Source organism: Flavobacterium psychrotrophum, assembly GCF_003403075.1.
Classification (GTDB): domain Bacteria; phylum Bacteroidota; class Bacteroidia; order Flavobacteriales; family Flavobacteriaceae; genus Flavobacterium; species Flavobacterium psychrotrophum.
Window position 1 is genome coordinate 3,867,612 of sequence record NZ_CP031557.1, and the last position, 23,930, is coordinate 3,891,541.

The 23,930-nt window shown below is 39.2% G+C and carries 23 protein-coding genes; 15 read left to right on the top strand and 8 right to left on the bottom strand.

The features are described 5' to 3' along the window. Positions 1 to 76: 76 nt before the first annotated feature. From DYH63_RS16745 to DYH63_RS16765, 5 genes are all read left to right on the top strand, one after another. Positions 77 to 1,264 (top strand): MFS transporter, encoded by a 1,188-nt coding sequence (locus DYH63_RS16745; RefSeq protein WP_116789885.1) that lies wholly within the window; start codon positions 77 to 79, stop codon positions 1,262 to 1,264. Positions 1,265 to 1,330: 66 nt separating this feature from the next. Next, entirely contained in the window at positions 1,331 to 2,194 is an 864-nt protein-coding gene (locus DYH63_RS16750) for a helix-turn-helix domain-containing protein (protein WP_116789886.1), read from the top strand. A 97-nt stretch (positions 2,195 to 2,291) separates the two neighbouring features. Continuing rightward, complete coding sequence (locus DYH63_RS16755; protein WP_116789887.1) at positions 2,292 to 2,504, top strand: putative antibiotic biosynthesis monooxygenase; 213 nt, start codon at positions 2,292 to 2,294, stop codon at positions 2,502 to 2,504. A gap of 6 nt (positions 2,505 to 2,510) precedes the next feature. Beyond that, positions 2,511 to 3,419 (top strand): NAD(P)/FAD-dependent oxidoreductase, encoded by a 909-nt coding sequence (locus DYH63_RS16760; RefSeq protein ID WP_116789888.1) that lies wholly within the window; start codon positions 2,511 to 2,513, stop codon positions 3,417 to 3,419. A 12-nt stretch (positions 3,420 to 3,431) separates the two neighbouring features. Continuing rightward, complete coding sequence (locus DYH63_RS16765; protein ID WP_116789889.1) at positions 3,432 to 4,025, top strand: short chain dehydrogenase; 594 nt, start codon at positions 3,432 to 3,434, stop codon at positions 4,023 to 4,025. Between the two features lie 51 nt (positions 4,026 to 4,076). Here the strand turns inward: DYH63_RS16765 and pyk are convergent, their stop codons facing one another. The 5 genes from pyk to DYH63_RS16790 all read right to left on the bottom strand — a co-directional run bounded on the left by pyk (position 4,077) and on the right by DYH63_RS16790 (position 8,564). After that, positions 4,077 to 5,510 (bottom strand): pyruvate kinase, encoded by a 1,434-nt coding sequence (gene pyk, locus DYH63_RS16770; RefSeq protein WP_116789890.1) that lies wholly within the window; start codon positions 5,508 to 5,510, stop codon positions 4,077 to 4,079. Between the two features lie 4 nt (positions 5,511 to 5,514). After that, on the bottom strand, positions 5,515 to 5,991 hold the full coding sequence (locus tag DYH63_RS16775; protein ID WP_116789891.1) for an IPExxxVDY family protein: 477 nt from the start codon (positions 5,989 to 5,991) through the stop codon (positions 5,515 to 5,517). A 118-nt stretch (positions 5,992 to 6,109) separates the two neighbouring features. After that, positions 6,110 to 6,856: a ribonuclease III gene (gene rnc, locus DYH63_RS16780; RefSeq protein ID WP_116789892.1), complete on the bottom strand. Its 747-nt coding sequence runs from the start codon at positions 6,854 to 6,856 to the stop codon at positions 6,110 to 6,112. A gap of 7 nt (positions 6,857 to 6,863) precedes the next feature. Further along, on the bottom strand, positions 6,864 to 8,117 hold the full coding sequence (fabF, locus tag DYH63_RS16785) for a beta-ketoacyl-ACP synthase II (protein ID WP_116789893.1): 1,254 nt from the start codon (positions 8,115 to 8,117) through the stop codon (positions 6,864 to 6,866). Between the two features lie 210 nt (positions 8,118 to 8,327). Then, on the bottom strand, positions 8,328 to 8,564 hold the full coding sequence (locus tag DYH63_RS16790) for an acyl carrier protein (protein WP_026980165.1): 237 nt from the start codon (positions 8,562 to 8,564) through the stop codon (positions 8,328 to 8,330). 176 nt (positions 8,565 to 8,740) lie between these two features. Here DYH63_RS16790 and purN point away from each other — a divergent pair, with 176 nt between their 5' ends. Continuing rightward, positions 8,741 to 9,313, top strand: a complete 573-nt coding sequence (purN, locus tag DYH63_RS16795; protein ID WP_116789894.1) for a phosphoribosylglycinamide formyltransferase — start codon at positions 8,741 to 8,743, stop codon at positions 9,311 to 9,313. Positions 9,314 to 9,470: 157 nt separating this feature from the next. Next, the gene (gene rnhA / locus DYH63_RS16800) at positions 9,471 to 9,941 is read left to right on the top strand and encodes a ribonuclease HI (protein WP_116789895.1); all 471 of its coding nucleotides are present in this window, start codon (positions 9,471 to 9,473) and stop codon (positions 9,939 to 9,941) included. Between the two features lie 66 nt (positions 9,942 to 10,007). On the opposite strand, the gene DYH63_RS21715 is transcribed toward rnhA, so the two are convergent. Further along, on the bottom strand, positions 10,008 to 10,142 hold the full coding sequence (locus DYH63_RS21715; protein WP_256386679.1) for a hypothetical protein: 135 nt from the start codon (positions 10,140 to 10,142) through the stop codon (positions 10,008 to 10,010). 208 nt (positions 10,143 to 10,350) lie between these two features. Between DYH63_RS21715 and DYH63_RS16805 the strand changes: the two genes are divergently transcribed. Both DYH63_RS16805 and DYH63_RS16810 read left to right on the top strand, forming a co-directional pair. After that, positions 10,351 to 11,280: a PfkB family carbohydrate kinase gene (locus tag DYH63_RS16805; RefSeq protein ID WP_116789896.1), complete on the top strand. Its 930-nt coding sequence runs from the start codon at positions 10,351 to 10,353 to the stop codon at positions 11,278 to 11,280. A 66-nt stretch (positions 11,281 to 11,346) separates the two neighbouring features. Continuing rightward, a complete protein-coding gene (locus DYH63_RS16810) occupies positions 11,347 to 13,245 on the top strand; it encodes an amidophosphoribosyltransferase (RefSeq protein WP_116789897.1) in 1,899 nt (632 codons plus the stop codon). A gap of 321 nt (positions 13,246 to 13,566) precedes the next feature. Here DYH63_RS16810 and DYH63_RS16815 read toward each other — a convergent pair whose 3' ends face one another. After that, the gene (locus tag DYH63_RS16815; protein WP_116789898.1) at positions 13,567 to 17,646 is read right to left on the bottom strand and encodes a DUF7948 domain-containing protein; all 4,080 of its coding nucleotides are present in this window, start codon (positions 17,644 to 17,646) and stop codon (positions 13,567 to 13,569) included. Positions 17,647 to 18,089: 443 nt separating this feature from the next. Between DYH63_RS16815 and DYH63_RS16820 the strand changes: the two genes are divergently transcribed. From DYH63_RS16820 to DYH63_RS16840, 5 genes are all read left to right on the top strand, one after another. Next, a complete protein-coding gene (locus DYH63_RS16820; protein ID WP_116789899.1) occupies positions 18,090 to 19,352 on the top strand; it encodes a tyrosine-type recombinase/integrase in 1,263 nt (420 codons plus the stop codon). 7 nt (positions 19,353 to 19,359) lie between these two features. Beyond that, on the top strand, positions 19,360 to 20,013 hold the full coding sequence (locus tag DYH63_RS16825) for a hypothetical protein (protein ID WP_116789900.1): 654 nt from the start codon (positions 19,360 to 19,362) through the stop codon (positions 20,011 to 20,013). Positions 20,014 to 20,091: 78 nt separating this feature from the next. Continuing rightward, positions 20,092 to 20,352, top strand: a complete 261-nt coding sequence (locus DYH63_RS16830) for a helix-turn-helix domain-containing protein (RefSeq protein ID WP_116789901.1) — start codon at positions 20,092 to 20,094, stop codon at positions 20,350 to 20,352. Positions 20,353 to 20,355: 3 nt separating this feature from the next. Further along, positions 20,356 to 21,735, top strand: a complete 1,380-nt coding sequence (locus DYH63_RS16835) for a DNA primase family protein (RefSeq protein ID WP_116789902.1) — start codon at positions 20,356 to 20,358, stop codon at positions 21,733 to 21,735. Positions 21,736 to 21,816: 81 nt separating this feature from the next. Continuing rightward, entirely contained in the window at positions 21,817 to 21,972 is a 156-nt protein-coding gene (locus tag DYH63_RS16840; protein WP_162927073.1) for a DUF1737 domain-containing protein, read from the top strand. Positions 21,973 to 22,272: 300 nt separating this feature from the next. Here DYH63_RS16840 and DYH63_RS16845 read toward each other — a convergent pair whose 3' ends face one another. Next, positions 22,273 to 22,668 (bottom strand): hypothetical protein, encoded by a 396-nt coding sequence (locus DYH63_RS16845; protein ID WP_116789903.1) that lies wholly within the window; start codon positions 22,666 to 22,668, stop codon positions 22,273 to 22,275. A gap of 428 nt (positions 22,669 to 23,096) precedes the next feature. Between DYH63_RS16845 and DYH63_RS16850 the strand changes: the two genes are divergently transcribed. After that, positions 23,097 to 23,927: a DNA adenine methylase gene (locus DYH63_RS16850; RefSeq protein WP_116789904.1), complete on the top strand. Its 831-nt coding sequence runs from the start codon at positions 23,097 to 23,099 to the stop codon at positions 23,925 to 23,927. Positions 23,928 to 23,930: the final 3 nt, after the last annotated feature.

Here is a 23,930-nt window from a genome sequence, read left to right on the forward strand (position 1 = left end):
AGTGTTGCTAATTTACAACTTAATTAGGTCATGAGCACCATATCTTTGCTTTACTTTAAAGCAATTAATTAAACACATGAAATTAAGCCTTCTTCCCCTCGCCCTCGGCGGGCTTACCATTGGTATTACCGAATTTGTAATGATGGGCCTGCTGCCCGACGTAGCACGCGACCTGAACGTAACCATACCCGAAGCCGGACACCTCATAGCAGCATACGCAATAGGTGTAGTAGTAGGTGCACCATTACTTGTAGTGGCAGGCCGCAACATGCCTCCTAAAAAAATGCTTACCATACTTGCCCTTATGCTTACGGTATTTAACGCTCTTAGTATTATAGCGCCCGGTTACGATCTTTTGCTTGCTTCGCGCTTTCTGTCAGGCCTGCCGCACGGTGCCTTTTTTGGAGTAGGTGCAGTAGTAGCCAGCCGCCTTGCAGATAAAGGTAAAGAAGCACAAAGCATAGCAATAATGTTTACGGGGCTTACCATAGCTAATGTTGTGGGTGTGCCGCTTGGCACCTGGATAGGACATCACCTTAACTGGAGGTATACTTTTGTAATAATTGCTGTTATAGGCCTGATAACCGCCATAAGCATGGCCATGTATATGCCTGCACTGGATCAGCAAAAAAATGCGCCAATGCGCCAGCAAATGGCTTTCTTTAGTAAGTTTAAAGCATGGCTCATCATGTTTATTACCGCAATAGGCTTTGGCGGGCTGTTTTGCTGGATAAGTTATATAGCGCCATTACTTACAGAAGTATCCGGTTTTTCAGCAGAAAACGTTCCTTACATCATGATGCTGGCCGGAGTGGGCATGGTTGCAGGAAATTTTATAGGTGCGCGGCTTGCCGACCGTTACAGTCCTGCAAAAACACTTTTGATATTACTAATATTTATGAGTGCCACACTTACCGCTGTATATTTCTTTTCGGGTAATCAATACACCTCGTTAATTCTGGTGTTTTTTACACCATGTGTAGCATTTACCCTTATAGCCCCAATAAATATGCTGGCTATACAAACCGCAGTAGGTGCCGAAATGATAGCGTCTGCCGCGCTACAGGCCGCTTTTAATATAGGAAATGCACTGGGAGCTTACTTTGGCGGACTTCCGCTGGAGTATGGTTATGGCTATACCAGCCCCGAAATAGTGGGTATTGTTATGGCACTTGTGGGTGCAGGCGCTACCTTGTTGTTTATAAAAACAACTCCTGCAAGTGAACTCGCACCAAGTGCCGAAAAACCGCTAATGATGCATTAATTTTTTAGCATAAATATTGCAATACCGCTTATTGATTTTTGCCATAGGAAAACTTAAATTAGCACTATGGATAAAATACCTGTACGGCATATAAGCGGTATTGTAAAAGAACCTGAACTTTCGGGCAATTTCAGCATCCGTAAAATTGAAGAAGTACTTTCCGGCGGTACGTTTATACAAGAACTACACCGGCACAGTTTCTATTTTATCCTGATCATAAATCAGGGTAGTGGCGAGCATGTTATAGATTTTACACCTTACCCTGTAGTGCCGGGGTCGGTGTTTTTTATGAGGCCCGGGCAGGTACACCGCCTTCAGTTAGAACACGCCACAACCGGTTATTTAATTCAGTTTAACAATGAGTTTTATAACCCAAAGGAAAAACCTGCAAGAGATATACTCAACCATTTAGGAAACCGTACCTATTGCAAACTCAGCGACTCCAGACTTTTAGCTACATTTAATATATTACAGTGTATTTATGAGGAGTGCCTGGTAAAAGATACCCTGCAACAAAAGGCCATAGGGTCCTGGCTGGATTTATTACTTATAGACCTTTTTAGGCAGGGATGCAATTGTGGTAACTGTAACCAAAACACCGGAGATTATTCTTACCGTAAACTGGAAGAATTACTGAACCTGATAAACACGCATCTGACAAACCACAAACAGGTTAATTTTTATGCCGGTAAAATGAACCTTACTGCCTATCAGTTAAATGCGATTATAAAGGCAACAGTTAGAAAAACGTTTACCGGACTGGTTACAGAAACTGTTCTGCTTGAAACTAAAAGGCAATTACTGGCTACTTCAAACCAAATAAACCATATTGCTTTAAATTTAGGGTATGAAGACGTATCGTACTTCATACGCTTCTTTAAAAAAAACACAGGCCACTCACCAGAAGCGTTTCGTAATAACTTTAAATAAGTCCTGTACAACTCCATTTCTGTCCTGTTTTCATACTAAGCAACCCGTGTACTTTTGTCCTGTATTTTAATTTCAACAAAAGTAAAACATTGCAATTATGAAACACAAAATCAAGTTAATACATTCAGTAAAAATATGGGTTGCAATATACCCCTCTATTACAATATTTCTGTACATTTTTGGCCCACAAATTAAAATGCTGCCAATCTATGTACAAACCTTCCTATTAACCATATTACTGGTTCCTTTTGTTGTTTTTGCAGGAATACCCCTTATAGATTCTGCCCTGAAACTAACCCAGCAAAAATAACTACATATGAAAAATAAGAATATTTATGATGTTATAATCATAGGCGGCAGCTACTCAGGCCTGTCGGCAGCACTGGCATTAGGCCGGGCTTTAAAAAACGTACTTGTACTGGATGCCGGATTTCCGTGTAACAGGCAAACACCACACTCTCATAACTTTCTTACCAATGACGGAAAAACCCCGGCAGAAATAGCTGCTACCGCAAAACAACAGGTTATGGCATACCCAACGGTAGCATTTTTTAATGACGTTGTTACCGAAGCTTTAAAAACAAAAGATGGCTTTAGGGTAAGCCTCTCCGGAGGTGAGGTATTTTATTCCCGCAAACTCATCTTTGCAACCGGAATCAAAGACATTTTACCCGGTACACCCGGCTTTGCACAATGCTGGGGCATATCTGTACTCCATTGCCCTTATTGCCATGGCTATGAGGTTAAAGGCATGCCTACAGCAATATTTAACAACGGCGATACAGGCTTTGAAATTGCCAGGCTGATTCGTAACTGGACAGATGACCTTACCATTGTAACTAATCGCGACGCTTCCTTTTCTGAGGAGCAATGGCATTTTATAAGAACCCAAAACATAGAGGTAAGGACAGAAGTGATAACCAACATAGAGCACAACAATGGCTATATATCGGGAGTTACTTTTAACAACAACACAACCTTAGCCGTAAAAGCAGCTTACACCAGGGTACCATTTGTACAAAACAGTGCACTAGCTAAAAAGCTAGGCTGCGAAATTACTCCAGAAGGGTACATAAAAACCAATGCCATGCTGCAAACCACAATAGACGGCATTTATGCCTGCGGAGATAGTATAAGCCCCATGAGGGCAGTTGCCCATGCCGTATTTACAGGAACGATGGCAGGTATAAGCTCGAGTAAAGAACTGATTTTTGAAAATTACTAAACATAACCACATATGAAAATAATTATTGTAGGTGCTTCCGGAACTATGGGTCAATATCTGGTACAGCAGCTTAAAAATGACCATGAAATAATTACAGCAGGCTCTCGCAGTGGCGACATACTTGTAGATATTACAGATGTACAATCTATAGAAAACTTATACCGTCAGGCCGGGTCTTTTGATGCTCTTGTAAGCACAGCCGGCCCTACTTATGTAGGTTCTTGGCACAGTCTTAACGACGAGCAGTTTCGTGTAGGTGTAAATGGTAAGATGATGGGGCAGATAAACCTGGTACTTATAGGGCAGCATCATATAAACCCTAAAGGGTCTTTTACGCTTATAACAGGAGCATTAACACATACACCACAACGCAACTTTGCAAATGCGTCTGCCGCAAACGGAGCTGTAGAAGGCTTTGTAAGAGGAGCGGCAATAGAACTTGAAAACAACATACGCATTAATGCTATAGCACCGGGTGTAATTGAAAATTCTCCGCAGTATTTCCCCTACTTTCCGGGAGAGGTGCCTACCACAATGAAAAACCTGGAATACGCATTCAGGAAAAGCATTTTTGGTCCTTCTACCGGAGAAATTATTACCGTATAAAAAAAGTGGCTGCCATTGGCAGCCACTTTCATATATATAATAAAAAATTTATTATGCTTCAATTTCAGACACCCTAAGTGTATTAACCATACCACGCTCGTTTACCGGCATAGCAGCAAGGTTAATAAGGATATCGCCTTTTTCTGCAAAACCTTTTTCTACAGCAATAGCGTTTACATCTTCTACCGTTTCATCTGTACTAAGCGATTTGTCGTAGTAGAAAGAGTTAACTCCCCATAGCAGGCTCATTTGTGTAAGTATCCTTTTGTTATCTGTAAACACAAGGATTTGAGAATTTGGCCTCCATGCAGAGATCTGGAATGCTGTGTAACCACTGTTTGTAAGTGTACAGATAGCTTTAGCACCTATTGTACCTGCCATTTGAGCAGCGTGGTAACAAATAGATTTAGTTACATAACGCTTAGTGCGCACAGTAGGTACGTTTTGAGGTACTTTGATAAGCGGAGAATCTTCTACCGCCTCAATGATCTGAGTCATTTTTTCGATAACCTGAACAGGGTAGTTACCTACCGATGTTTCACCAGAAAGCATTACCGCATCAGCACCATCCATTACAGAGTTTGCTACGTCGTTAACCTCAGCACGTGTAGGTGTAAGGCTGCTTATCATGGTCTCCATCATCTGTGTAGCCACAATTACAGGTATACGGGCATTTTTAGCCTTAAGGATAAGTTTTTTCTGGATAAGCGGCACTTCGTGAGCAGGCATTTCTACACCCAGGTCACCACGTGCTACCATTAGTCCGTCGCAGTAAGCTACGATCTTATCAATATTCTCAACACCTTCCGGTTTCTCGATTTTAGCGATGATAGGAATTTTGTAAGAAGAGTGCTCAGAAATAAGTTCCTGAAGGTCTTCAAGGTCGCGTGGTGTACGTACAAATGAAAGTGCGATCCAGTCTACCTCTGCTTTAATAGCGAAGATAGCATCACGAATATCTTTTTCTGTAAGTGCAGGAAGCGATACTTTAGTATTAGGAAGGTTTACACCTTTTTTAGACTTAAGCGGCCCACCCTGTACAACACGGGTAGTAACTTCGTCAACTTTATTTGTAGCAACAACTTCAAACATAAGTTTTCCGTCGTCAAGCAAGATCATTTCTCCCGGGTTAACATCATTAGGGAATGCCTTATAGTTCATGTAAACCCTCTCAGCAGTACCAAGTACGTCTTCTGCAGTCTGGAATGTAATAATGTCGCCAGGGCTCACTACAACGTCCTCTTTCATAACACCTACCCTTAGCTTAGGCCCCTGAAGGTCGGCCAGGATAGAGGTATTGTAACCGTATTCAGCGTTAAGGCCGCGAATAATATCTATACGCTCCTGAACATCGGCATAGTCAGCATGCGAAAAATTTATCCTGAACACGTTTACACCGGCGTCTACCATATTTTTGATAACTTCCTTAGTGCTACAGGCAGGGCCTAACGTGGCTACAATTTTAGTTTTTTTGTTTGTCGGCATTCTCTTAAAAAATTAAGTTGTTTTTCGATTTAAGTTTATAGTGGTCTACTTTATAGGCGGTGGCAATATGCTTTACCATAAGCAGGCTACGGACAATTTCAGCTTCTGTTTGCTCCGCGTTATCTACTTTAAGAACATAATCGGCTGTTTTCAGCTCAGGTATAAAATATACGCTGGCGCTCATGCTGTAGTCCTGTCCTGCAAAAAGCGGGGCGGTGTTTGTCTGGGTAAGTATGTTATCCTTATTACGTATCAGGTTCCAGGCAGAGTCCTGGTAAGGGTCTTCAAAAATGTAGCGTGAAAAAAAAGCAAGGTCGTCCTTTTGTTTCACTCCAATATCTTTGGGGCACTTTTCGAGCTTTATTTCGAGCTCCCTGTTTACAAAATAAGCCAATCGATAGTCTTCTAATGATGAATGAATAGCGATTAATGTATAATCGACACTATCAAAATCATCTATTATTAACTTATGAATAGCCATAGTATTAACCTTTCAAACAAGCTGTAAATATAGTACTTATAACTTACATAAAATAATCTTAAAATTAAGTTTATGCTATTTTAATCACGAAAACGTTTGAGTAAACTGAGGAGTTGATTTATTTTTTGTTAATTTTTTCCTGAAATGCAAAATAGGCTCTTTGCGATGCTTTCTCCTCTGCTTTCTTCTTGGAGGTTGCCCTGGCACGCGCCACTATTTGTCCATCTATTTTAAGCTTAACCCCAAAATGCTTTTGTCCCTCCATACCATTATCTTCATAAACCTCATAGTAAAATGGTTTTTTTTGCTTTTGGCACCATTCTATCACCAGGCTTTTATAACTGATAACTTTGCCCTCTAATTTTGGGATGTCTACATATGGCAGTATTACTTTTTGATGTATAAAGCGCTCACAGTATTCAAAACCACCATCAAGGTATATGGCACCTACAAAGGCTTCAAAAAGATTACCATGAATGTTTTCTCCAAAATGCTGAGCAGAAACTTTACTCTCAACCCATTTAATAAGGTTAAGGTCGCGCCCCAGTTCATTAAGATGTTCCCGGCTTACAATTTTAGAACGCATTTTAGTAAGGTATCCCTCATCTCCTGTGGGTACCTCATTAAATAAATGCGCTGCAATGACCGATCCCAGCATTGCATCTCCTAAAAACTCCAGGCGCTCATAATTAACGGCGTTGCCATTCTCATCGTGCTTGTTACTGGAACGATGGGTAAAAGCCCTGCGGTAATGATTAAGTTCTACAGGATCAAACCCTAAGATTGCCTGCATTTCAGAAAAAAAAATCCCGCCTTCTTTAGGAGCCTGGCGGGATTTTGAAAATATTTTTTTAAAGAACCCCATATGCGGATTATTCTTCAAGCTTTTTTACAAGTACGCAAGCGTTATGCCCACCAAACCCAAAGGTGTTGCTCATTACCACTTTCATATCCCTTTTCTGGGCTTTGTTAAAGGTAAAGTTTAGCTTAGGGTCTATGTTTTCATCATCCGTAAAATGGTTGATGGTAGGTGGCACAATGCCGTGTTTTATAGATAATATTGATGCAATAGCTTCAATAGCACCCGCTGCACCCAGCAGGTGGCCCGTCATACTCTTTGTAGAGTTAAGGTTCAGGTTATAGGCATGCTCGCCAAAAACCTCGATAATGGCTTTGCTCTCGGCAATATCGCCCAATGGTGTACTGGTACCGTGCATGTTTACACCATCTACGTCTTCCGGCTTTAGGCCAGCATCTCTAAGACATGCAAGCATTACATTGCGTGCGCCAAGCCCTTCCGGGTGCGGAGCCGTAATGTGGTGCGCATCGGCACTCATGCCGCCGCCACCTATTTCGCAGTATATTTTAGCCCCACGCGCTTTAGCGTGCTCATACTCTTCAAGAATAAGTGCACCGGCACCTTCACCCAGCACAAAGCCCTCGCGGTCTTTATCCATAGGGCGGCTCGCCGTGGTAGGGTCGTCATTTCTTGTACTAAGGGCATGCATGGCATTAAAGCCACCCATACCGGCTATGGTTACAGCTGCCTCGCTACCCCCACTCACCATAACATCGGCATAACCAAGGCGAATGTAGTTAAACGCATCTATAAGTGCGTTTGTAGACGAAGCACAGGCACTTACCGTAGTAAAGTTTGGCCCGCGGAAACCATATTTTATAGAGATATGCCCACCGGCAATATCAGCAATCATTTTAGGGATAAAGAACGGGTTAAATTTAGGCACACCGCTTCCTTTAGCCCAGTTAATTACCTCTTCCTGAAAGGTTTCAAGGCCTCCTATACCAGAGCCCCATATTACACCTGCCCTGTCTTTATCAAGAGCATCCAGGTCAAAGCCTGCATCTTTAACAGCCTCTTCGGTAGCTACTACGGCATATTGTGCGTAGCGGTCCATCTTGCGGGCTTCTTTGCGCTCTACAAAATCTTCTACATTAAAGTTTTTTAGCTCGCACGCAAACTTGGTTTTAAAGTTAGTGGCGTCAAAATATGTAATGGGCGCAGCACCACTCACACCGTTTATCAGGCTGTTCCAGTATTGTTCTACCGTGTTGCCTATTGGGGTCAGGGCGCCAAGGCCGGTTACCACAACTCTCCTTAATGTCATACAGTTACTTTTTGATTTAAAATTATAAAACAGTACCCATGCATCTTTATCTGACTGAGCAAGAGTAAGAACATGGGTACTGGCTATTATATAGAGGTGCCGGGGCGGTGCCGCGGCTTATTTTCCTGTAATACAAAACTGGCATTGCAAAGATGCCAATAAACAATAACATCCATGTAATTATAAAGCTACATGGATGTTAGGTATTTATTACTTTTTTGCTTCTTCTATGTAAGAAATAGCCTGACCAACAGTAGAGATGTTCTCAGCCTGATCGTCTGGAATCTGAATATCAAATTCTTTCTCAAACTCCATAATAAGCTCAACAGTGTCCAGTGAATCTGCGCCCAGATCGTTAGTGAAGCTTGCTTCTGATACTACTTCATTCTCGTCTACGCCTAATTTGTCTACGATAATCGCTTTTACTCTTGATGCAATGTCTGACATAATCTTTAATTTTAGAATTTAAATTGAACGGCAAAAATAAAAAACTTTATTTTAAAACCACGCATTACCTAAAAAATGTGAGTACTAAGGTAAAAAATTAATTTCAGAATAATGTGAAGACTTAGTTATTTTGCGGGATATTATTCTTTTTTTTGCAAAGCGAAACCTGTTATCAAATGAAGAATATTGTAATATTTGCTTCCGGAAGCGGCAGTAATGCAGAGAAAATAATAAGTTATTTCTCACAATCTCAGACTGCAAAAGTAGTACTTGTGCTTACAAACAATGCAAACGCGGGCGTTATAGCCAAAACGGAAGCACACGGCATACCCTCATTTGTTTTTACAAAAGAAGAGCTAAATAACGGTTTTGTGCTGCGCCATTTGCAGGCTTTTAATCCGTCGTTAATCGTGTTAGCAGGCTTTTTACAAAAGTTTCCGGGCGATATTATAGCAGCATATCCGCATAAGGTAGTCAATATACACCCTGCCCTCCTGCCTAAATATGGCGGAAAGGGAATGTATGGTGCCCATGTGCACCGCGCCGTACACGAAAACAAGGAGACAGAAAGCGGCATTACCATACATTATGTAAACGATAATTATGACGAAGGCAATATTATTTTTCAAAAGGCAGTAGCTATTGAGGAATGCCTGAGCCCTGAGGAAGTTGCCCTAAAAGTACTGGCACTGGAGCACGAGCATTTTCCGAAAGTAATTGAAAAATTGATAAATGAAGAAGATTTTTAGAATATTGGTATTTCAGAATATTAGACAGCATATGTTAGTGCCATGATATAATATCTGAAATACTTTCAGCCTAAAACACTAAAAAACGAAAAATGATTACGGTTTACACTCCCCTAAGGAAGCTAAATCTAAAATACTAAAGATCTAATAATCTAAAATGCACACCGTACATATATATACTGATGGCGCAGCCAAAGGAAACCCGGGCCCGGGTGGCTATGGCGTGGTTATGGAGCACGTAGGCACCGGCTATCGCAAAGAATTTTACGAAGGCTTCAGGCTTACGACCAATAACCGCATGGAACTACTGGCGGCTATCGTAGGATTAGAAAAACTAAAAACACCAGGCACGAGCGTACTAGTAGTATCTGACAGTAAATATGTGGTAGACAGTATTAGTAAAGGCTGGGTTTTTGGCTGGGAGAAAAAAGGCTATAAAGACAAAAAGAATCCCGACCTATGGAAACGGTTCCTTAAAATATACCGCCAGCACAAAGCCGATTTTAAATGGATAAAAGGCCACAACAGCCACCCGCAAAATGAGCGTTGCGACGAACTTGCCGTAATGGCCTCTAAGCTACCCAACCTTAATATTGATGCTTTTTATGAGCAACTGGGTAATGAGTAAACATTCTACTAAATAGTAGCGCCCGGCATAACATACCGGGCGCTACTACAAGAAATCTGCGATGCGTTAAATTTCAAATAAGGCAAGTGCTACAAGGCATGTACCAATTACAGAAACTATACTAACAGTAAGTATTTTAGCAAACATTCCCTGAGGGAGTTCATTTGCATCTCTTAAATCATGATTATCGTGCACTAACATAACTATAATGTTTTCGTTCATGATAAAGCTACAATAATTGTTCCAAAAATACTGCTAACGTTTTTACAATTAAAACCTTACAAAACGTTAAATATAAATATTGCAACCGCAATACACCTATCCCGCTATAACTTAAATTGATAATAACCATATTGCTACTGTCATAGATATGCCTTATCTTTGCGTCCTCAAAAATTGGGACAGCAAAATGAACAAACTACTTATTGTGGGAACCGTAGCGTTTGACGCTATCGAAACACCCTTCGGCAAAACCGATAAGATACTTGGCGGAGCAGCCACGTATATTGGCCTTTCGGCTTCATTCTTTAAAGTACAAAGCGCCATAGTATCTGTTGTGGGCGAAGATTTTCCACAGGAATATCTTGATATGCTGTCTGCTAAGGGCATCGACACTTCGGCTATCGAAGTAGTTAAAGGTGGAAAAACCTTCTTTTGGAGCGGACGCTACCACAATGACCTTAACAGCCGCGACACGCTGGATACCCAACTTAACGTACTGGCCGATTTTCAGCCAAAAGTACCTGCAAACTTTACAGATGCTGATGTAGTAATGCTGGGCAACCTGCACCCTATTGTACAAACAAGCGTATTAGACCAGTTAACTGCTGCCCCTAAACTTGTAGTACTAGATACGATGAACTTCTGGATGGACTGTGCGCTACCTGAGCTTTTAGATGTTATTAAACGTGTAGACGTTATTACTATAAACGATGAAGAGGCACGCCAGCTAAGCGGCGAATACAGCCTTGTTAAAGCAGCTGCTAAAATTCACACCCTTGGCCCTAAATATGTGGTGATCAAAAAAGGCGAGCACGGCGCACTATTATTCCACGACAAAAAAGTGTTCTTTGCTCCTGCGCTTCCGCTTGAAGAGGTGTTTGACCCAACCGGTGCCGGAGATACTTTTGCAGGTGGCTTTAGCGGCTACATTGCACAAAGCGAAAACATCAGCTTTAAAAACCTTAAAAACGCGATCATCTACGGCTCTAACCTGGCTTCGTTTTGTGTCGAGAAATTTGGCACAGAACGCATGGAAGACCTGCAAAGGGACGAAGTGCTGGAACGCCTGCAGGAATTTAAGGCGCTTACCCAGTTTGACATTGCGCTTGAAGAATAACAAAACAAAAATACAAGGCCTCATTGCGGGGCTTTTTTTAATACAACTACAACACACAACTACACTATGAGCGATGCTATTAAACATGAATGCGGTATTGCACTACTCAGGCTTTTAAAACCCCTGGAATATTATAAAGAAAAATACGGCACTGCTTTTTACGGGATACAAAAAATGTACCTGATGATGGAAAAGCAGCACAACCGCGGGCAGGATGGCGCCGGTTTTGCCAGTATTAAAATGGACGTAAAACCCGGGCAGCGCTACATAAGCCGCGTACGCAGCAACCAGCAGCAGCCCATTCAGGATGTTTTTGCCCAGATAAACGAACGCATAAACGAGGAGCTTACAAACCATCCCGAATATGCCGATGATGTACAGGCACAAAAAGACATGATACCGTACATTGGCGAAGTGTACTTGGGCCACGTGCGTTACGGTACATTTGGAAAAAACAGTATAGAGAGCGTTCACCCGTTCCTGCGCCAGAATAACTGGATGCACCGCAACCTTATTGTAGCCGGTAACTTTAACCTGACTAATGTACAGGAGCTTTTTAACAGCCTTGTAGAGCTTGGCCAGCACCCTAAAGAACTTGCCGACACCGTTACGGTAATGGAAAAAATAGGCCATTTTCTTGATGATGAAGTGAGCGAGCTGTACCAGGTTTGCAAAAACGAAGGCTACACAAAGCAAGAAGCTTCTGCCGTAATATCAGAAAGGCTTAACATTGCCCGTATTTTAAAACGTGCCTCTAAGCAATGGGACGGCGGTTATGCCATGGCAGGTATGTTTGGTCACGGCGACTCATTCGTTTTCCGCGACCCGGCAGGTATTCGTCCTGCATACTATTACCAGGATGACGAAATTGCCATTGTAGCATCTGAAAGGCCGGTGATACAAACGGTATTTAATGTAGCGTTTGACGATGTTAAAGAGCTTGACCCCGGTCATGCCATCATTATCAAAAAGAACGGTACAGTATCGGTTACAGAGATTATTCCCCCTACGGTTAAGAAAGCATGTTCGTTTGAGCGTATTTACTTTTCACGCGGTAGCGATGCCGAGATTTATGAAGAGCGCAAAAAACTGGGCCACTTAGTACTACCTGACGTTTTAAAAGCTATCGATAACGATACTGACAATTCGGTTTTCTCATACATTCCTAACACTGCCGAGACTTCTTTCTACGGAATGGTTGAGGCCGCGCAGGACTTTTTGAACCAGCGCAAAAACAATGAGATATTAGAAAAACGCAACACACTTAATGAAGAAACCCTTAAGGAACTACTATCTGTTAAGATACGTACTGAGAAGATAGCCATTAAAGATGCTAAGCTGCGCACCTTTATTACCGAAGACAGCAGTCGCGACGATCTTGTTGCACACGTGTATGACGTTACCTACGGCGTTATTAAGCCAGAGGACAACCTTGTTATTATAGATGACTCTATTGTACGCGGAACAACGCTTAAAAAGAGCATCATTAAGATGATGGACAGGCTAAACCCTAAGCGCATTGTAGTAGTATCCAGCGCACCGCAAATTCGCTATCCTGACTGTTATGGTATAGACATGGCAAAGCTGGAAGGGCTTGTAGCTTTTCAGGCAACATTAGCGCTACTTAAAGAGCGTGGGTTAGATCATATAATTGACGATGTATATAAGAAGAGTAAAGCTCAGGAAGGCCTGCCGGATAATGATGTTGTAAACTACGTTACTGAATTCTATGCACCTTTTACAGATCAGGAGATTTCAGACAAGATTGCACAGATACTTACTACCGAAGATATTAAAGCAGAAGTAAAAATCATCTTCCAGACGGTAGAGAACCTGCACATTGCCTGCCCTAAAAACTTAGGTGACTGGTATTTTACAGGAGACTACCCTACACCGGGAGGAAACCGTGTAGTAAACCGCGCATTTATAAACTTTTACGAAGGAAACGACGCAAGGGCTTATTAAGAAACCATACAGCTTAATTTTACAATGACTATAACCGAAAAAGGGAAGTGCTGTAAATGAACGATTTAAAATGTATTTTGCCGATGTTTTAATTTTTTTAACAAAATTATTTGGAATATCTATTTAATACATATATTTTTACCCAAAATAGCATTAGTAAAATATAAATTTTACGGTATTTTTGGGGGCTAAAAAAGGGAAAACTAACCGTTTTCCCTTTTTTTATGGGGCATTGAGATCTTTTTACCTTATGCCCATGACTAAATTACTAAAGGTGAGAAAATTGATTTATTAACAACAAATCATTACCACACAGATACTTTATCGTATTAACGAAAAATGCCCCTTAAAATCAGGCTTACCTTCCTGTTGCAGCATGAACCAATAATCCGTAGCAGGCAAGGCATAACCATTATAAGTACCGTCCCATCCTCTATCATTTTGTTTAAGGGTAGTAATTAACTTTCCATAACGATCATAAATAGTAATCAGCGCTTTATTAAAGCCTGCGAACTTAACATGCCAGTAATCAAATTTCCCATCAGCATTTGGGGTAAAGTATTTAGGATAATCGAGTAGGGCTATCATTTTAGAAATTTTGCCACATTCGCCTTTATCTTTTACAAATACTGTATACAGACCGGCTTCTAAGCCTGTAAATACATTTTCCTGCCGATAGGAAATATCGTCTAATGAATACAAATAATCTTCATTATAAGGCAGTACGGTAATGGTGTTGTTTTGCGCGGTTAGGTCAGCTGTCACCACCTCACTTATGTTCGGGCCGTTATATTGGTTTATAATAAAATACCGTATTGATTCGCATATAACACCATCTGTAAGAGTAGACACGGTGGCTGAATAAGTGCCGGGCACGGTAAAAACAGCAGTTTGGCCTATTGTGCCATTTGACCATTTATACATATAAAAACCATCAGGCAGGGTTATTGTAACTGAATCTCCAGCGCAAAACCCATACTCCGGCTCCAGTACGAAATCAGAATTTTGAATAAGACTGAGTTCCTGCTTAAATATGTATGGGCAGCTGCCCATTGCTTTAAACCTGTAATATATCGTAGTTGCGGTTAATGTAAGGTTTAGCACTGGACTAATAGTGTTAGATGTTCCATTAATAGCATCGGCATATACATTATAATAACCAGCATCATAATTACCTGCCGGCAAAGTAGCTATAATGGCCGCCTGCTGCTGGCTAAGATCAAAAGTAACCGCATCGGTACCTTCGCATTCTTTGTAAGCAGGCAGTGTGGTTTCTGTAGCGTAGCCTGCCTTCAACTCTATTGTACCGGTAGCGGTACAGCCCCATGTATTTTTTGCTTTAACATACAGGCGGTATGTAGCTGTGGTGGTTGTAAAATGAACGGCATCAGGTATTGGAATATTATTTAGCATATCGGCCGCTGTAGCATAAAAAGTTACTTCAAGTTCATTACGAGGGTCAATAAACAGGAGCGCTTCACTAAGGTCATAAACCTGACCACCTGTGCCAAAACATTTTTCTAATACATATGTAGGAATAACAGGAAACGGGTTATAGTTAAGTGATATGTTTGAAAGTACTTTGCAACCATTTGGAAGAGTAACCACCACAAAAATCTGTCCGCTGCCGGCAACTGTGTAAGAAGTTGGACTTGTTATTGGGTCTATCTGTTGCTGTGCCTTAGCCGCATCATCATAATAGGCAAATATAACACCAGCCTGTGTGGTAATCAGTGTTTGGGCTGCGGTAAGGTCAAACGGATTCCCGGCACAGCTGTATAGCATTACATTAGACTCTATGGTTAAATTGGGCGGGGTGACTACGATGCTTTGGGGCTGTGTCACACTATTACCCGAGCTATCGGTAAAATTCCAGTTTATGATATAATTTCCTGCTATGGTGTAAGACAAAGGATCTATGGTTACTGCATTTAATATTCCGTCACAACCATCTGTGGCAGTAGGTATTTGCGATACCGTAATACTACAATCGGAGGTTAATTGAGGTAGGTTGGGCAATGTAGGTACGGGTTGGGCAGTATCACCTACAATTATTTCAACGGTTTGGGTTGCATCACACCCTGCTGTACCGCTTATGGCGCAGCTATACGTTCCGGCTTTTAGAGCAGAGGCCGACGGTATAACAGGGTTTTGCTGCGTTGAAGTAAAGCCGTCTGGGCCCGTCCATAAATAATTTGATCCGCCCTGCGCAGTAAGATTGATATTTCGCCCTACACAAACCGGGGAGTTTGATGAAAGTGTACTAAACGAATTACAGTCGCGGAATTTTACTATATAGGTTGCACCGACATTTACTGGCGAAATACCGCTTTGGTGCGCGCCCGGTGTGGCAATGCCTGACATGCTGCCGTTTGTTATGCCGTGCATATAAATATCTCCGGCAGTATCTACAGCTACATAGCAATTTTGTTCAGCTTTATCACCACCATAATAAGTGCCCCAAATACGTTCTCCGGCAGAGCCCAGCTTTACCAAAAATGATTTTGAGTACATCCCTTTTACAGGCATATAGGCATCTGGTGTCGCAATATTGCTATTACCACTCGCATCACCACAAAATAAGGCTTCGCCATTTTGGTTTACAGCAAGCCCGGTTATCATGCTATTAAAATAAGTGCCCCATGCCATAGATTGATTTTGCGTATCAAAACTCATAACAAATTCTGAATCGACTCTATTATCTGGCACTATGTAATAAGGAAAGTAACTCCCCGGCGTGGCTATATTTGAAGTACTGCTTGTTCGCCCCTGCAAATAAAGATGTGTGCCATGTAAAGCTGCCCTAAGCATATAGTCGTATCCACTACCACCGGCGTAAGTACTCCAAAGCCTTGCTCCTGATGTGTCAAATTTTCCGATATAAATTTCATTTGTCCCATCCCAGTCCGATTTATAACTACCGGGTGTACCAAGTCCCCCGCTATTTGCCGTGCCGGCAACATATAAAAAGTCGTCATCAGAAATATTAACAGTATTTAACCCATCTGCCTCGCTTCCTCCAAAATAAGTACCCCATAAACGGTCTCCAAAGGGCGAAAACTTTACGATAAAACCATCAGTTCCGCCATTAAATCTGGGTTGAAAAGTACCGGCTGTAGCCATATATTGTGTACTGTTAGTACTTCCCACAAAATAGATATTATCAGTGCTGTCAGTAACAATTGAAACACTTCCTGCTTCTTCATTTCCATTTCCACCATAATATGTACCCCAAAGCCTTAATCCTGAAGAATTAAGTTTTACCACATAACAATCGGCATAAGTATTTTTAGAAGTCTGATAGGCCCCGGGCGAGGCAAGGTTAGGATAGCTGTTACTTGTTTTACCGCAAAAAATAACATTTAAATCAGAATCAATAGTAATTGATTTGCCAACAACACAATAGTAAGTGCCCCAAATTTGCGCACCGTCGGGTGATAGTTTAGAAACGTAACCGCTACTACTACCCTCCACATAAGTAGATTGAAAAGCCCCCGCTGTAGCTACAAATTGGGTACTGGCTGTAGAGCCGCTTACATATACATTATTTAAGGCATCAGTTTCGACATATGCAGGGAATGCAGTAGCATACCCTCCAAAATAGGTACCCCACATACGTATGGGCACAGGATCAATAATTACTTTTTTGCCCTTAAGATTGTTTTCTGATTTAAATCCGTAAACATTTTTACATATTTGCCTGTAGTTTATTTTAAGCGCCTCGTTCCCGGTATCCGACTCTGTCCAGCTCAGCGGAATGGTTTCTTCAAAAGCACCAAACCGCACATTAAATTTGATCCTATCGCCCTCTAATGTATTTTTTGCTCCCCTTACTCTGAACTTTATATCATTAATATTCCCGTTACTGTGCACTACAAAATTATATTCTACAGGTTTGGCAGCATCATCCGGAACTGAAAATACCAGATCGATACCCTTATAGAGATTTTTATATATTACCTTTTTGTAATTGTACACCATCTCTACCCCATTAGATTTCCAGGGCATATTATAATAATTGTTGTAAGCTGATGATTTTTCATGTTCGGTCAAAATCATTGCGGGATTTGCATTCTCAAAATCAAAGTCTACCCTGTGCAGCTTAGTAGTATATGTGTACGATACAGTATCTTCAGTTGGCAAGAATGATACATGATTTACTTTTTTAATATGTCGTTCAGTTTCATAAAAATCATAACTAAAGCCAGTTTTTCTTAACTGCACATTCATTCCGGGAGCATTAAGCAAATAAAACACATCTGTATTTGCTTTATTATTCTGGTTATAAAACTGACCTTTATTTTTAACAAAACCTATTGAGGGCTGCTGATTTTGCACTGCAAGCTGCGCACCTGCTTTCATAAAAATTAAAAATAAAACTACTGCAATAAGATTTTTCATGGATGGTTAATTGGAGGTCAAATTTACAATTTTTATCCGTGAAATTATAGAGATTTCAGATGCTTCCATTCTTAGTAACTAAACAACTTCTTTATTAGTGAATAGTTTCAAATAATGAGTTTTCATGATATAATTATTTAATTGGTTTCAAAATAGTTATATCAAACAGCCTGCCGAAAAAAACAGAATCTAACAAAAAAAGCCTCCACATTGCTGTGAAGGCTTTCTGTAAAACCAGTGGTCCCACCTGGGCTTAACCTTTGCAAAAAAGCACAAACTGAAATTAGCACATAAAATCCATAAAACCCTTTATTTGCAAAGGTTTTACGAAGATACGCTTTATCTTGATTATTGTAACGGTTTGCGATAAATTGTCTGAATTTGCAAACTACCGTACAAATGCCGTACAAATAATTGGTTATATTTGCCCTTAAATCAATTTTATGGCTACAGTTAACTACTTATACCGTTCTACAAAAGAAAGCGCAAATCTAATACTCAGATTGCTCTATAGGCACGACAATAAAGACCATGTTATAGGTGCTAATACCAAATGTGAAGTTTCAAAGGAATACTGGAATAAGTATCACAATCAGAAACGCATTAAAGATATTGACCTGTTCGATAAACAGGCTGAAATTAAGTCAGAATTAAAAGAAGTAGAAAAGCATGTATTGAAAGCATTTAATGCTACCCAAACGATCGACGTAAATAAAAAATGGCTTCAGACTCAAATAGACAACTATTATAATCCACCTGCTGCCCCAGTTAGTTTGCCGACAGAGTTAGTGAAATATATGGATATTTACATTGAGTATAAGCGTGGTGAGTTAACCGAAACTACGATAAGAAAATGTAATGTAATAAAGCAAATGGTAACGCGGTATCAAACTGACCGCGACAAAGCACTGCTTATTTCTGATGTAGATACACATTTTAAAAAGGATTATGAAGATTATTGTGCCAATAATGGATACGCTCCCAGCACAGTAGCTAGAAGCGTTCGCTTTATAAAAACGGTTTGCAGGCATGCAAAATTTAATGGACTAGAAACCAATCATCAGCTTGACGGCATAAAAACAAAACAGTATAAAACAGAAATCATATATCTAACGAAAGCCGAATTAGAAACAATTTCGGAAACTACAGGGTTAACAAAATCTCTGGAAAATGCACGCGATTGGCTACTTATAAGCTGTTATACAGGACAGCGCGTTTCAGACTTTATGCGTTTCACTAAAGACTGGATACGCTATGAAACGAATAGGCAAGGGGAAAAGAAACCTTTAATTGAATTTACACAGGTAAAAACAGGTAAAAAAATGACTATACCCTTATCAAAACTGGTAATTGATATATTACAAAAGCGAAATGGAGAATTCCCACGTGCTTTATCCGACCAAAAATATAATGCCTATATAAAGGAAGTATGTAAGGCAGCAGGGCTAAACCATGAAGTATACGGCAGTAAAAAAGTTGAAACATCTCCCGGAAGTAAACTTTACCGCAAAGACACAGGATTGTTTGAAAAATGGGAACTGGTAAGTTCGCATATAGGTAGGCGCACCTTTGCCACAAATAACTATGGTATTATACCAACATCTTTTTTAATATATGTAACCGGACATAGCACAGAATCTATGTTTTTGGCATATATTGGCAAGAGCAATAAAGACATTGCAATGGAGTTAACTAATTATTTTTAATGAACACATGGCAGAAAATTTTGTACGAACAGGGTATAAACAATTCTTTAAAATGAATTACTCTTTAGGCCTTAAGGAATTTATAAATAATAACCCTTTAGCTGATGAGGTTTTCTACATTAAATTTCTACTAAAAAATCAACAAAAAGAAATTCTTAGCTTAGAAAACGATATTTCTATTTTTTTAGACAATGACGTTAACCTTGATAAAATATCAAAAAGTAAAGTTAAAAGTGCCAAATATATAGAAAGTAAAACAAAGCGAGATCACTTTTGGATGTTGAAAGAATACTCCTCTTTTCTTGAAGAAAGGCTTACAGAATTGACAGCACCTAAAGCACCATTAATAGAAAGACTTCTTGATTTATCATTAAGCGAAATTGCCATGTTTTTTTATTACTCTAATAAAAACATTACGCAACTAAACGCAAATGCAATAGCTCAAGAACATGGACACTCTTCAGGGAAAAAATTACTTCAATTATATAACGAATGCAGTTATAGAGCTAATAGAATTGCATCGGGTGAAACTGAAACTAAGCAAAAAAACAAGGTCAAAAGATTAGAGAAAATAATAAGTCTATTATTTTCAAAAGGACTTGAAACTTTAAAGGCACAGCAGGATTTAAATGATTTGAATGAAAATTTTAAAAATCAGTAACCAGTTATAACCGGTTACCACCTCTCTACCCGTCATAATCTTTGCAATAGAAATCATTATTAATTTAAACTATTGCAGATGAATAATCCATTTGAAACGATTGACAAACGCCTTAATTCCATTGAGGCACTTCTGGCCAGCTTACAGCAAATACCCCCGATTAAGATGGAGGAGGTTGACCTACTGACCCGCGAACAGGCCTGCGACCTTCTTAAAATAAATAGTAGTACCTTATGGCACTGGACGAACCGAGGTAAGGTTAAAGCCTACGGGATTGCCAACAGGCGATACTACAAAAAAAGCGAGCTTTTAGAGTGTCTTAAACCATTAAAGAAGTAAGCTATGCAAGAGGAAAATATACCAGTGCTAAGTATCCTTGCCCATCTACAAAATAAAATTCAGCCTATTAAGTTTGCAAGTTATTTTGACGACACAGCAGAGATCAACAAGCTTCAGAAAAAGCATTACCTTATACCAGTAGTTGATAATCTACTCAACGTAACAAACCAAGAAAACTATAGTCTATGTCGCAAAAATGAAGTGGTATATCTTTTTAATGGGGAATATTGGCAGCAGCTTGATACGCCAATATTTAAAGATTTTTTAGGGGAAGTAGCACTACAATCGGGAACGGATAAGTACGATGCTCGCTTTTTCCAGTTTAAGGACGATTTACTAAAACAGTTTATGTCAGATGCCTCTTTAAAAGAAATACACCTGCCAGAAAAGGTTTTGATAAATCTAAAAAACGGAACATTTGAGATTAGCGAACAGAACCAAGAGTTAAGAGGTTTTAATAAGTCCGATTTTATGACTTATCAGTTACCATTTTCTTACGACAGTTCTGCACGATGTCCAAAGTTTACTAATTTTTTAAATCAAGTTTTACCCGACAAAGAACTGCAATTGGTTTTGGCCGAGTACTTAGGATACATATTTATACGTAACAAAGTATTGAAGCTTGAAAAGGTTTTGATACTTTACGGTTCAGGGGCAAATGGCAAAAGTGTTTTGTTTGAAATTATAAATGCCTTAGTAGGTAAACAAAATATTTCTGTATACAGTTTGCAATCCTTAACGGACTCCAAAGGTTACAATAGAGCTATGATTTCACACAAACTATTAAATTATGCAACAGAGATAAATGGCAAACTCGATACGGCTGTCTTTAAGCAGTTATGTTCAGGAGAACCTGTGGAAGCCCGTCTGCCCTACGGTATGCCATTAACAATTGAAGACTACGCAAGATTAATCTTTAATTGTAATGAGCTACCAAAAGAGATTGAGCATACAGACGCATACTTTAGAAGGTTCCTAATAATACCGTTCAAAATTACTATACCTCCGGAAAAGCAAGATAAGGAATTGGCGACCAAGATTATTGAAGATGAGCTTTCAGGCATTTTTAATTGGATAATAGAAGGGCTTCAGAGGCTATTGGCAAACAGGAATTTTACGCATAGTAGTATTATTGAAAATCAGGTAAAAAAATACAGAGTAGAGAATGACAGTATATTAATGTTCCTTGAAGAAGAAAATTACGAAAAATCTATTTTAGAAAACATTAAACTGGCTGCATTATACCTTGATTATAAAATTTTTTGCCAAACAAATGGTTTTATAGCATCCGCTGAAAGAGCTTTTTCAAAAAAACTGGATAGCTTAGGTTACGAAAGAAAGCGAACAAGTTTGGGGTACTCGATTTATATCAAAAAAAAATAGTTTAAATAGCTGCATATTATACACTATATACATGATATATGTAGGTAATGCAAAATATGTAGCATTAAAAATATCTTTCTTATGAAAATTAAAAAATACAAGCTGGTTAGAGAGCCACAATTAATAGAATTTGAAAAACAGTTAAATAAACACCTGAAGGAAGGGTGGCAGTTATATGGTAATCTTACATTAGATACTGAAAACTACTTATATCAATCAATGATACTGATGGAATAGAAATATGCTTATAAAATAAATATACACCTGAATATGACAGTGTATTCAGGTGTATATTGTAATTAAGCTGCTGCCCTAAACCGACCCAACCTCAACATTCAATATAACATTTGCTGCGCTATAAGCATGAAAGACAATGCAATTACAGCCTTTTTAAGACTGTTATATTTAGCAAGCAACAAAATATATAACAAATCCAAAAAGTGTGTTGAGTGTAGATGTATAGGCGTGGGCAACACATTGCATTAATACTTATAAATCGTTTACAGTACCTTACGACTTGTTAAGTCCTTTTCGTTATTACTTCTCTTCCAGCTTCAAATCTTCGCATCTCGCCTGCCCAAGTTCATGGCCTATAACTTTGCACTTATAATAAGTCCTCATCAATGCGCCAAATTCATTTTGAGAATCCACATAGCTTAACACTATAAATGTAGTATCATTTATTTGTTCAATTGTTTCGTCTGGCTGGTATGCAAACTTAGCACTTCCAGGCGACTTTAATAATTTCTCTACACATAGGTGTGATTGTACAACAGCGTCCTGTTTGGTGAATTTTGGTTTTGTAACCTGCTCTTTAGCATCGTTATTAAAGAAACACGATTTGATACTAAAAAATCCTATAGCAGCTATTGCTATCATAATTGCACAGCCTTTAGCGGCCTGTTTTGGGTCTTGCTTTGGTTTTTGTGTCATGGTGGTAATTTGGTGATTAAAAAAACTTTACAAATAAAAAGAGCGTGAACTACATCACGCTATCACCAAGGTTACCACACCTTACCAAAGCAAATGACATAGCCACGCCCAAACGGGCGCACTACATACATTATAAGCTTTGGTTTCGTTTTGTGGTAATTCGGTGAAAGCAATAAATGTAATCAGTACGTAATATTTTACTTGAGCAAATATAACACCTTTGTCTTATTAATAAATAAATGTATATTGGATAAATCTTAATCCCGCCAGTATTTTGGTCAGTTATAGCATCCCTTACTCAAACACTTTTTTACGTCTTAAGCATCCCCATTAATAGGTATTTTTACCTGAATTGAGGGATTACTCATTTTTATCATAAAATTATAATATATATTTACGCTAGCTTTAGATTGCAGATCATAAATTATATGCTTGAAAATATTTCTATTTTAAAAAAAAAAGATCCTAAACCTTTTTTGAGATGGGCTGGGGGAAAGAGGTGGCTTAAAAAGGAGTTAGACCTATTTGTGGATATAAAAAACTATGAAGGCTATCATGAGCCATTTGTTGGCGGTGGAGCTATATTATTTCATTTCCAGCCAACTCAAGCGTTCATTTCAGATACAAATAAAGATTTAATAGACACTTATTTGGCTGTAAAAGAAAATCCCAAGTCAATAGTAGAGATTTTGAAAGGTTTAAAAAAGGATAAAGACTCATATTATGAAATCAGATCTAAATCTTTTAATGACCAATTTGAAAAAGCTGCACAATTTATTTATCTAAATCAATTTTCCTTCAACGGCATATATAGAGTTAACTCCAATGGAGGATATAATGTGCCTTATGGATATAGAGAAAAGTTTAACTTCGATTTTGATAACATTTTCTATGTTAGTGATTATTTACAGTGTGTTAATATCACTCATTGTGATTTTCAAGACTCTCTTGTTAACATAAACGAAGGTAGTCTTATATTTCTCGATCCTCCATACACAATTGCACACAATCAAAACGGTTTTATTCAGTATAATCAAAAAATTTTCTCTCTAGATGATCAATATAGGCTTGATAATGCTATCAATCAAATAAAAGCCGATGGAGCATACTACATTCTTACCAATGCGGCTCATAAAAAAGTGAAGGAAATTTTTGAAAAAGAGAATGACACAATCAAAGAAATTTCACGAGCTAGTGTAGTGGGAGGTCGGAATTCTTCTAGGGGTCAATATTCAGAGTATTTATTTACAAACATATAATTC

Excerpts from the sequence above, each read along its gene's own strand:
- DYH63_RS16745 (WP_116789885.1), top strand. The coding sequence starts at position 77 with ATGAAATTAAGCCTTCTTCCCCTCGCCCTCGGCGGGCTTACCATTGGT.
- DYH63_RS16750 (WP_116789886.1), top strand. The coding sequence starts at position 1,331 with ATGGATAAAATACCTGTACGGCATATAAGCGGTATTGTAAAAGAACCT.
- DYH63_RS16755 (WP_116789887.1), top strand. The coding sequence starts at position 2,292 with ATGAAACACAAAATCAAGTTAATACATTCAGTAAAAATATGGGTTGCA.
- DYH63_RS16760 (WP_116789888.1), top strand. The coding sequence starts at position 2,511 with ATGAAAAATAAGAATATTTATGATGTTATAATCATAGGCGGCAGCTAC.
- DYH63_RS16765 (WP_116789889.1), top strand. The coding sequence starts at position 3,432 with ATGAAAATAATTATTGTAGGTGCTTCCGGAACTATGGGTCAATATCTG.
- pyk (WP_116789890.1), bottom strand. The coding sequence starts at position 5,510 with ATGCCGACAAACAAAAAAACTAAAATTGTAGCCACGTTAGGCCCTGCC.
- DYH63_RS16775 (WP_116789891.1), bottom strand. The coding sequence starts at position 5,991 with ATGGCTATTCATAAGTTAATAATAGATGATTTTGATAGTGTCGATTAT.
- rnc (WP_116789892.1), bottom strand. The coding sequence starts at position 6,856 with ATGGGGTTCTTTAAAAAAATATTTTCAAAATCCCGCCAGGCTCCTAAA.
- fabF (WP_116789893.1), bottom strand. The coding sequence starts at position 8,117 with ATGACATTAAGGAGAGTTGTGGTAACCGGCCTTGGCGCCCTGACCCCA.
- DYH63_RS16790 (WP_026980165.1), bottom strand. The coding sequence starts at position 8,564 with ATGTCAGACATTGCATCAAGAGTAAAAGCGATTATCGTAGACAAATTA.
- purN (WP_116789894.1), top strand. The coding sequence starts at position 8,741 with ATGAAGAATATTGTAATATTTGCTTCCGGAAGCGGCAGTAATGCAGAG.
- rnhA (WP_116789895.1), top strand. The coding sequence starts at position 9,471 with ATGCACACCGTACATATATATACTGATGGCGCAGCCAAAGGAAACCCG.
- DYH63_RS21715 (WP_256386679.1), bottom strand. The coding sequence starts at position 10,142 with ATGTTAGTGCACGATAATCATGATTTAAGAGATGCAAATGAACTCCCT.
- DYH63_RS16805 (WP_116789896.1), top strand. The coding sequence starts at position 10,351 with ATGAACAAACTACTTATTGTGGGAACCGTAGCGTTTGACGCTATCGAA.
- DYH63_RS16810 (WP_116789897.1), top strand. The coding sequence starts at position 11,347 with ATGAGCGATGCTATTAAACATGAATGCGGTATTGCACTACTCAGGCTT.
- DYH63_RS16815 (WP_116789898.1), bottom strand. The coding sequence starts at position 17,646 with ATGAAAAATCTTATTGCAGTAGTTTTATTTTTAATTTTTATGAAAGCA.
- DYH63_RS16820 (WP_116789899.1), top strand. The coding sequence starts at position 18,090 with ATGGCTACAGTTAACTACTTATACCGTTCTACAAAAGAAAGCGCAAAT.
- DYH63_RS16825 (WP_116789900.1), top strand. The coding sequence starts at position 19,360 with ATGGCAGAAAATTTTGTACGAACAGGGTATAAACAATTCTTTAAAATG.
- DYH63_RS16830 (WP_116789901.1), top strand. The coding sequence starts at position 20,092 with ATGAATAATCCATTTGAAACGATTGACAAACGCCTTAATTCCATTGAG.
- DYH63_RS16835 (WP_116789902.1), top strand. The coding sequence starts at position 20,356 with ATGCAAGAGGAAAATATACCAGTGCTAAGTATCCTTGCCCATCTACAA.
- DYH63_RS16840 (WP_162927073.1), top strand. The coding sequence starts at position 21,817 with ATGAAAATTAAAAAATACAAGCTGGTTAGAGAGCCACAATTAATAGAA.
- DYH63_RS16845 (WP_116789903.1), bottom strand. The coding sequence starts at position 22,668 with ATGACACAAAAACCAAAGCAAGACCCAAAACAGGCCGCTAAAGGCTGT.
- DYH63_RS16850 (WP_116789904.1), top strand. The coding sequence starts at position 23,097 with ATGCTTGAAAATATTTCTATTTTAAAAAAAAAAGATCCTAAACCTTTT.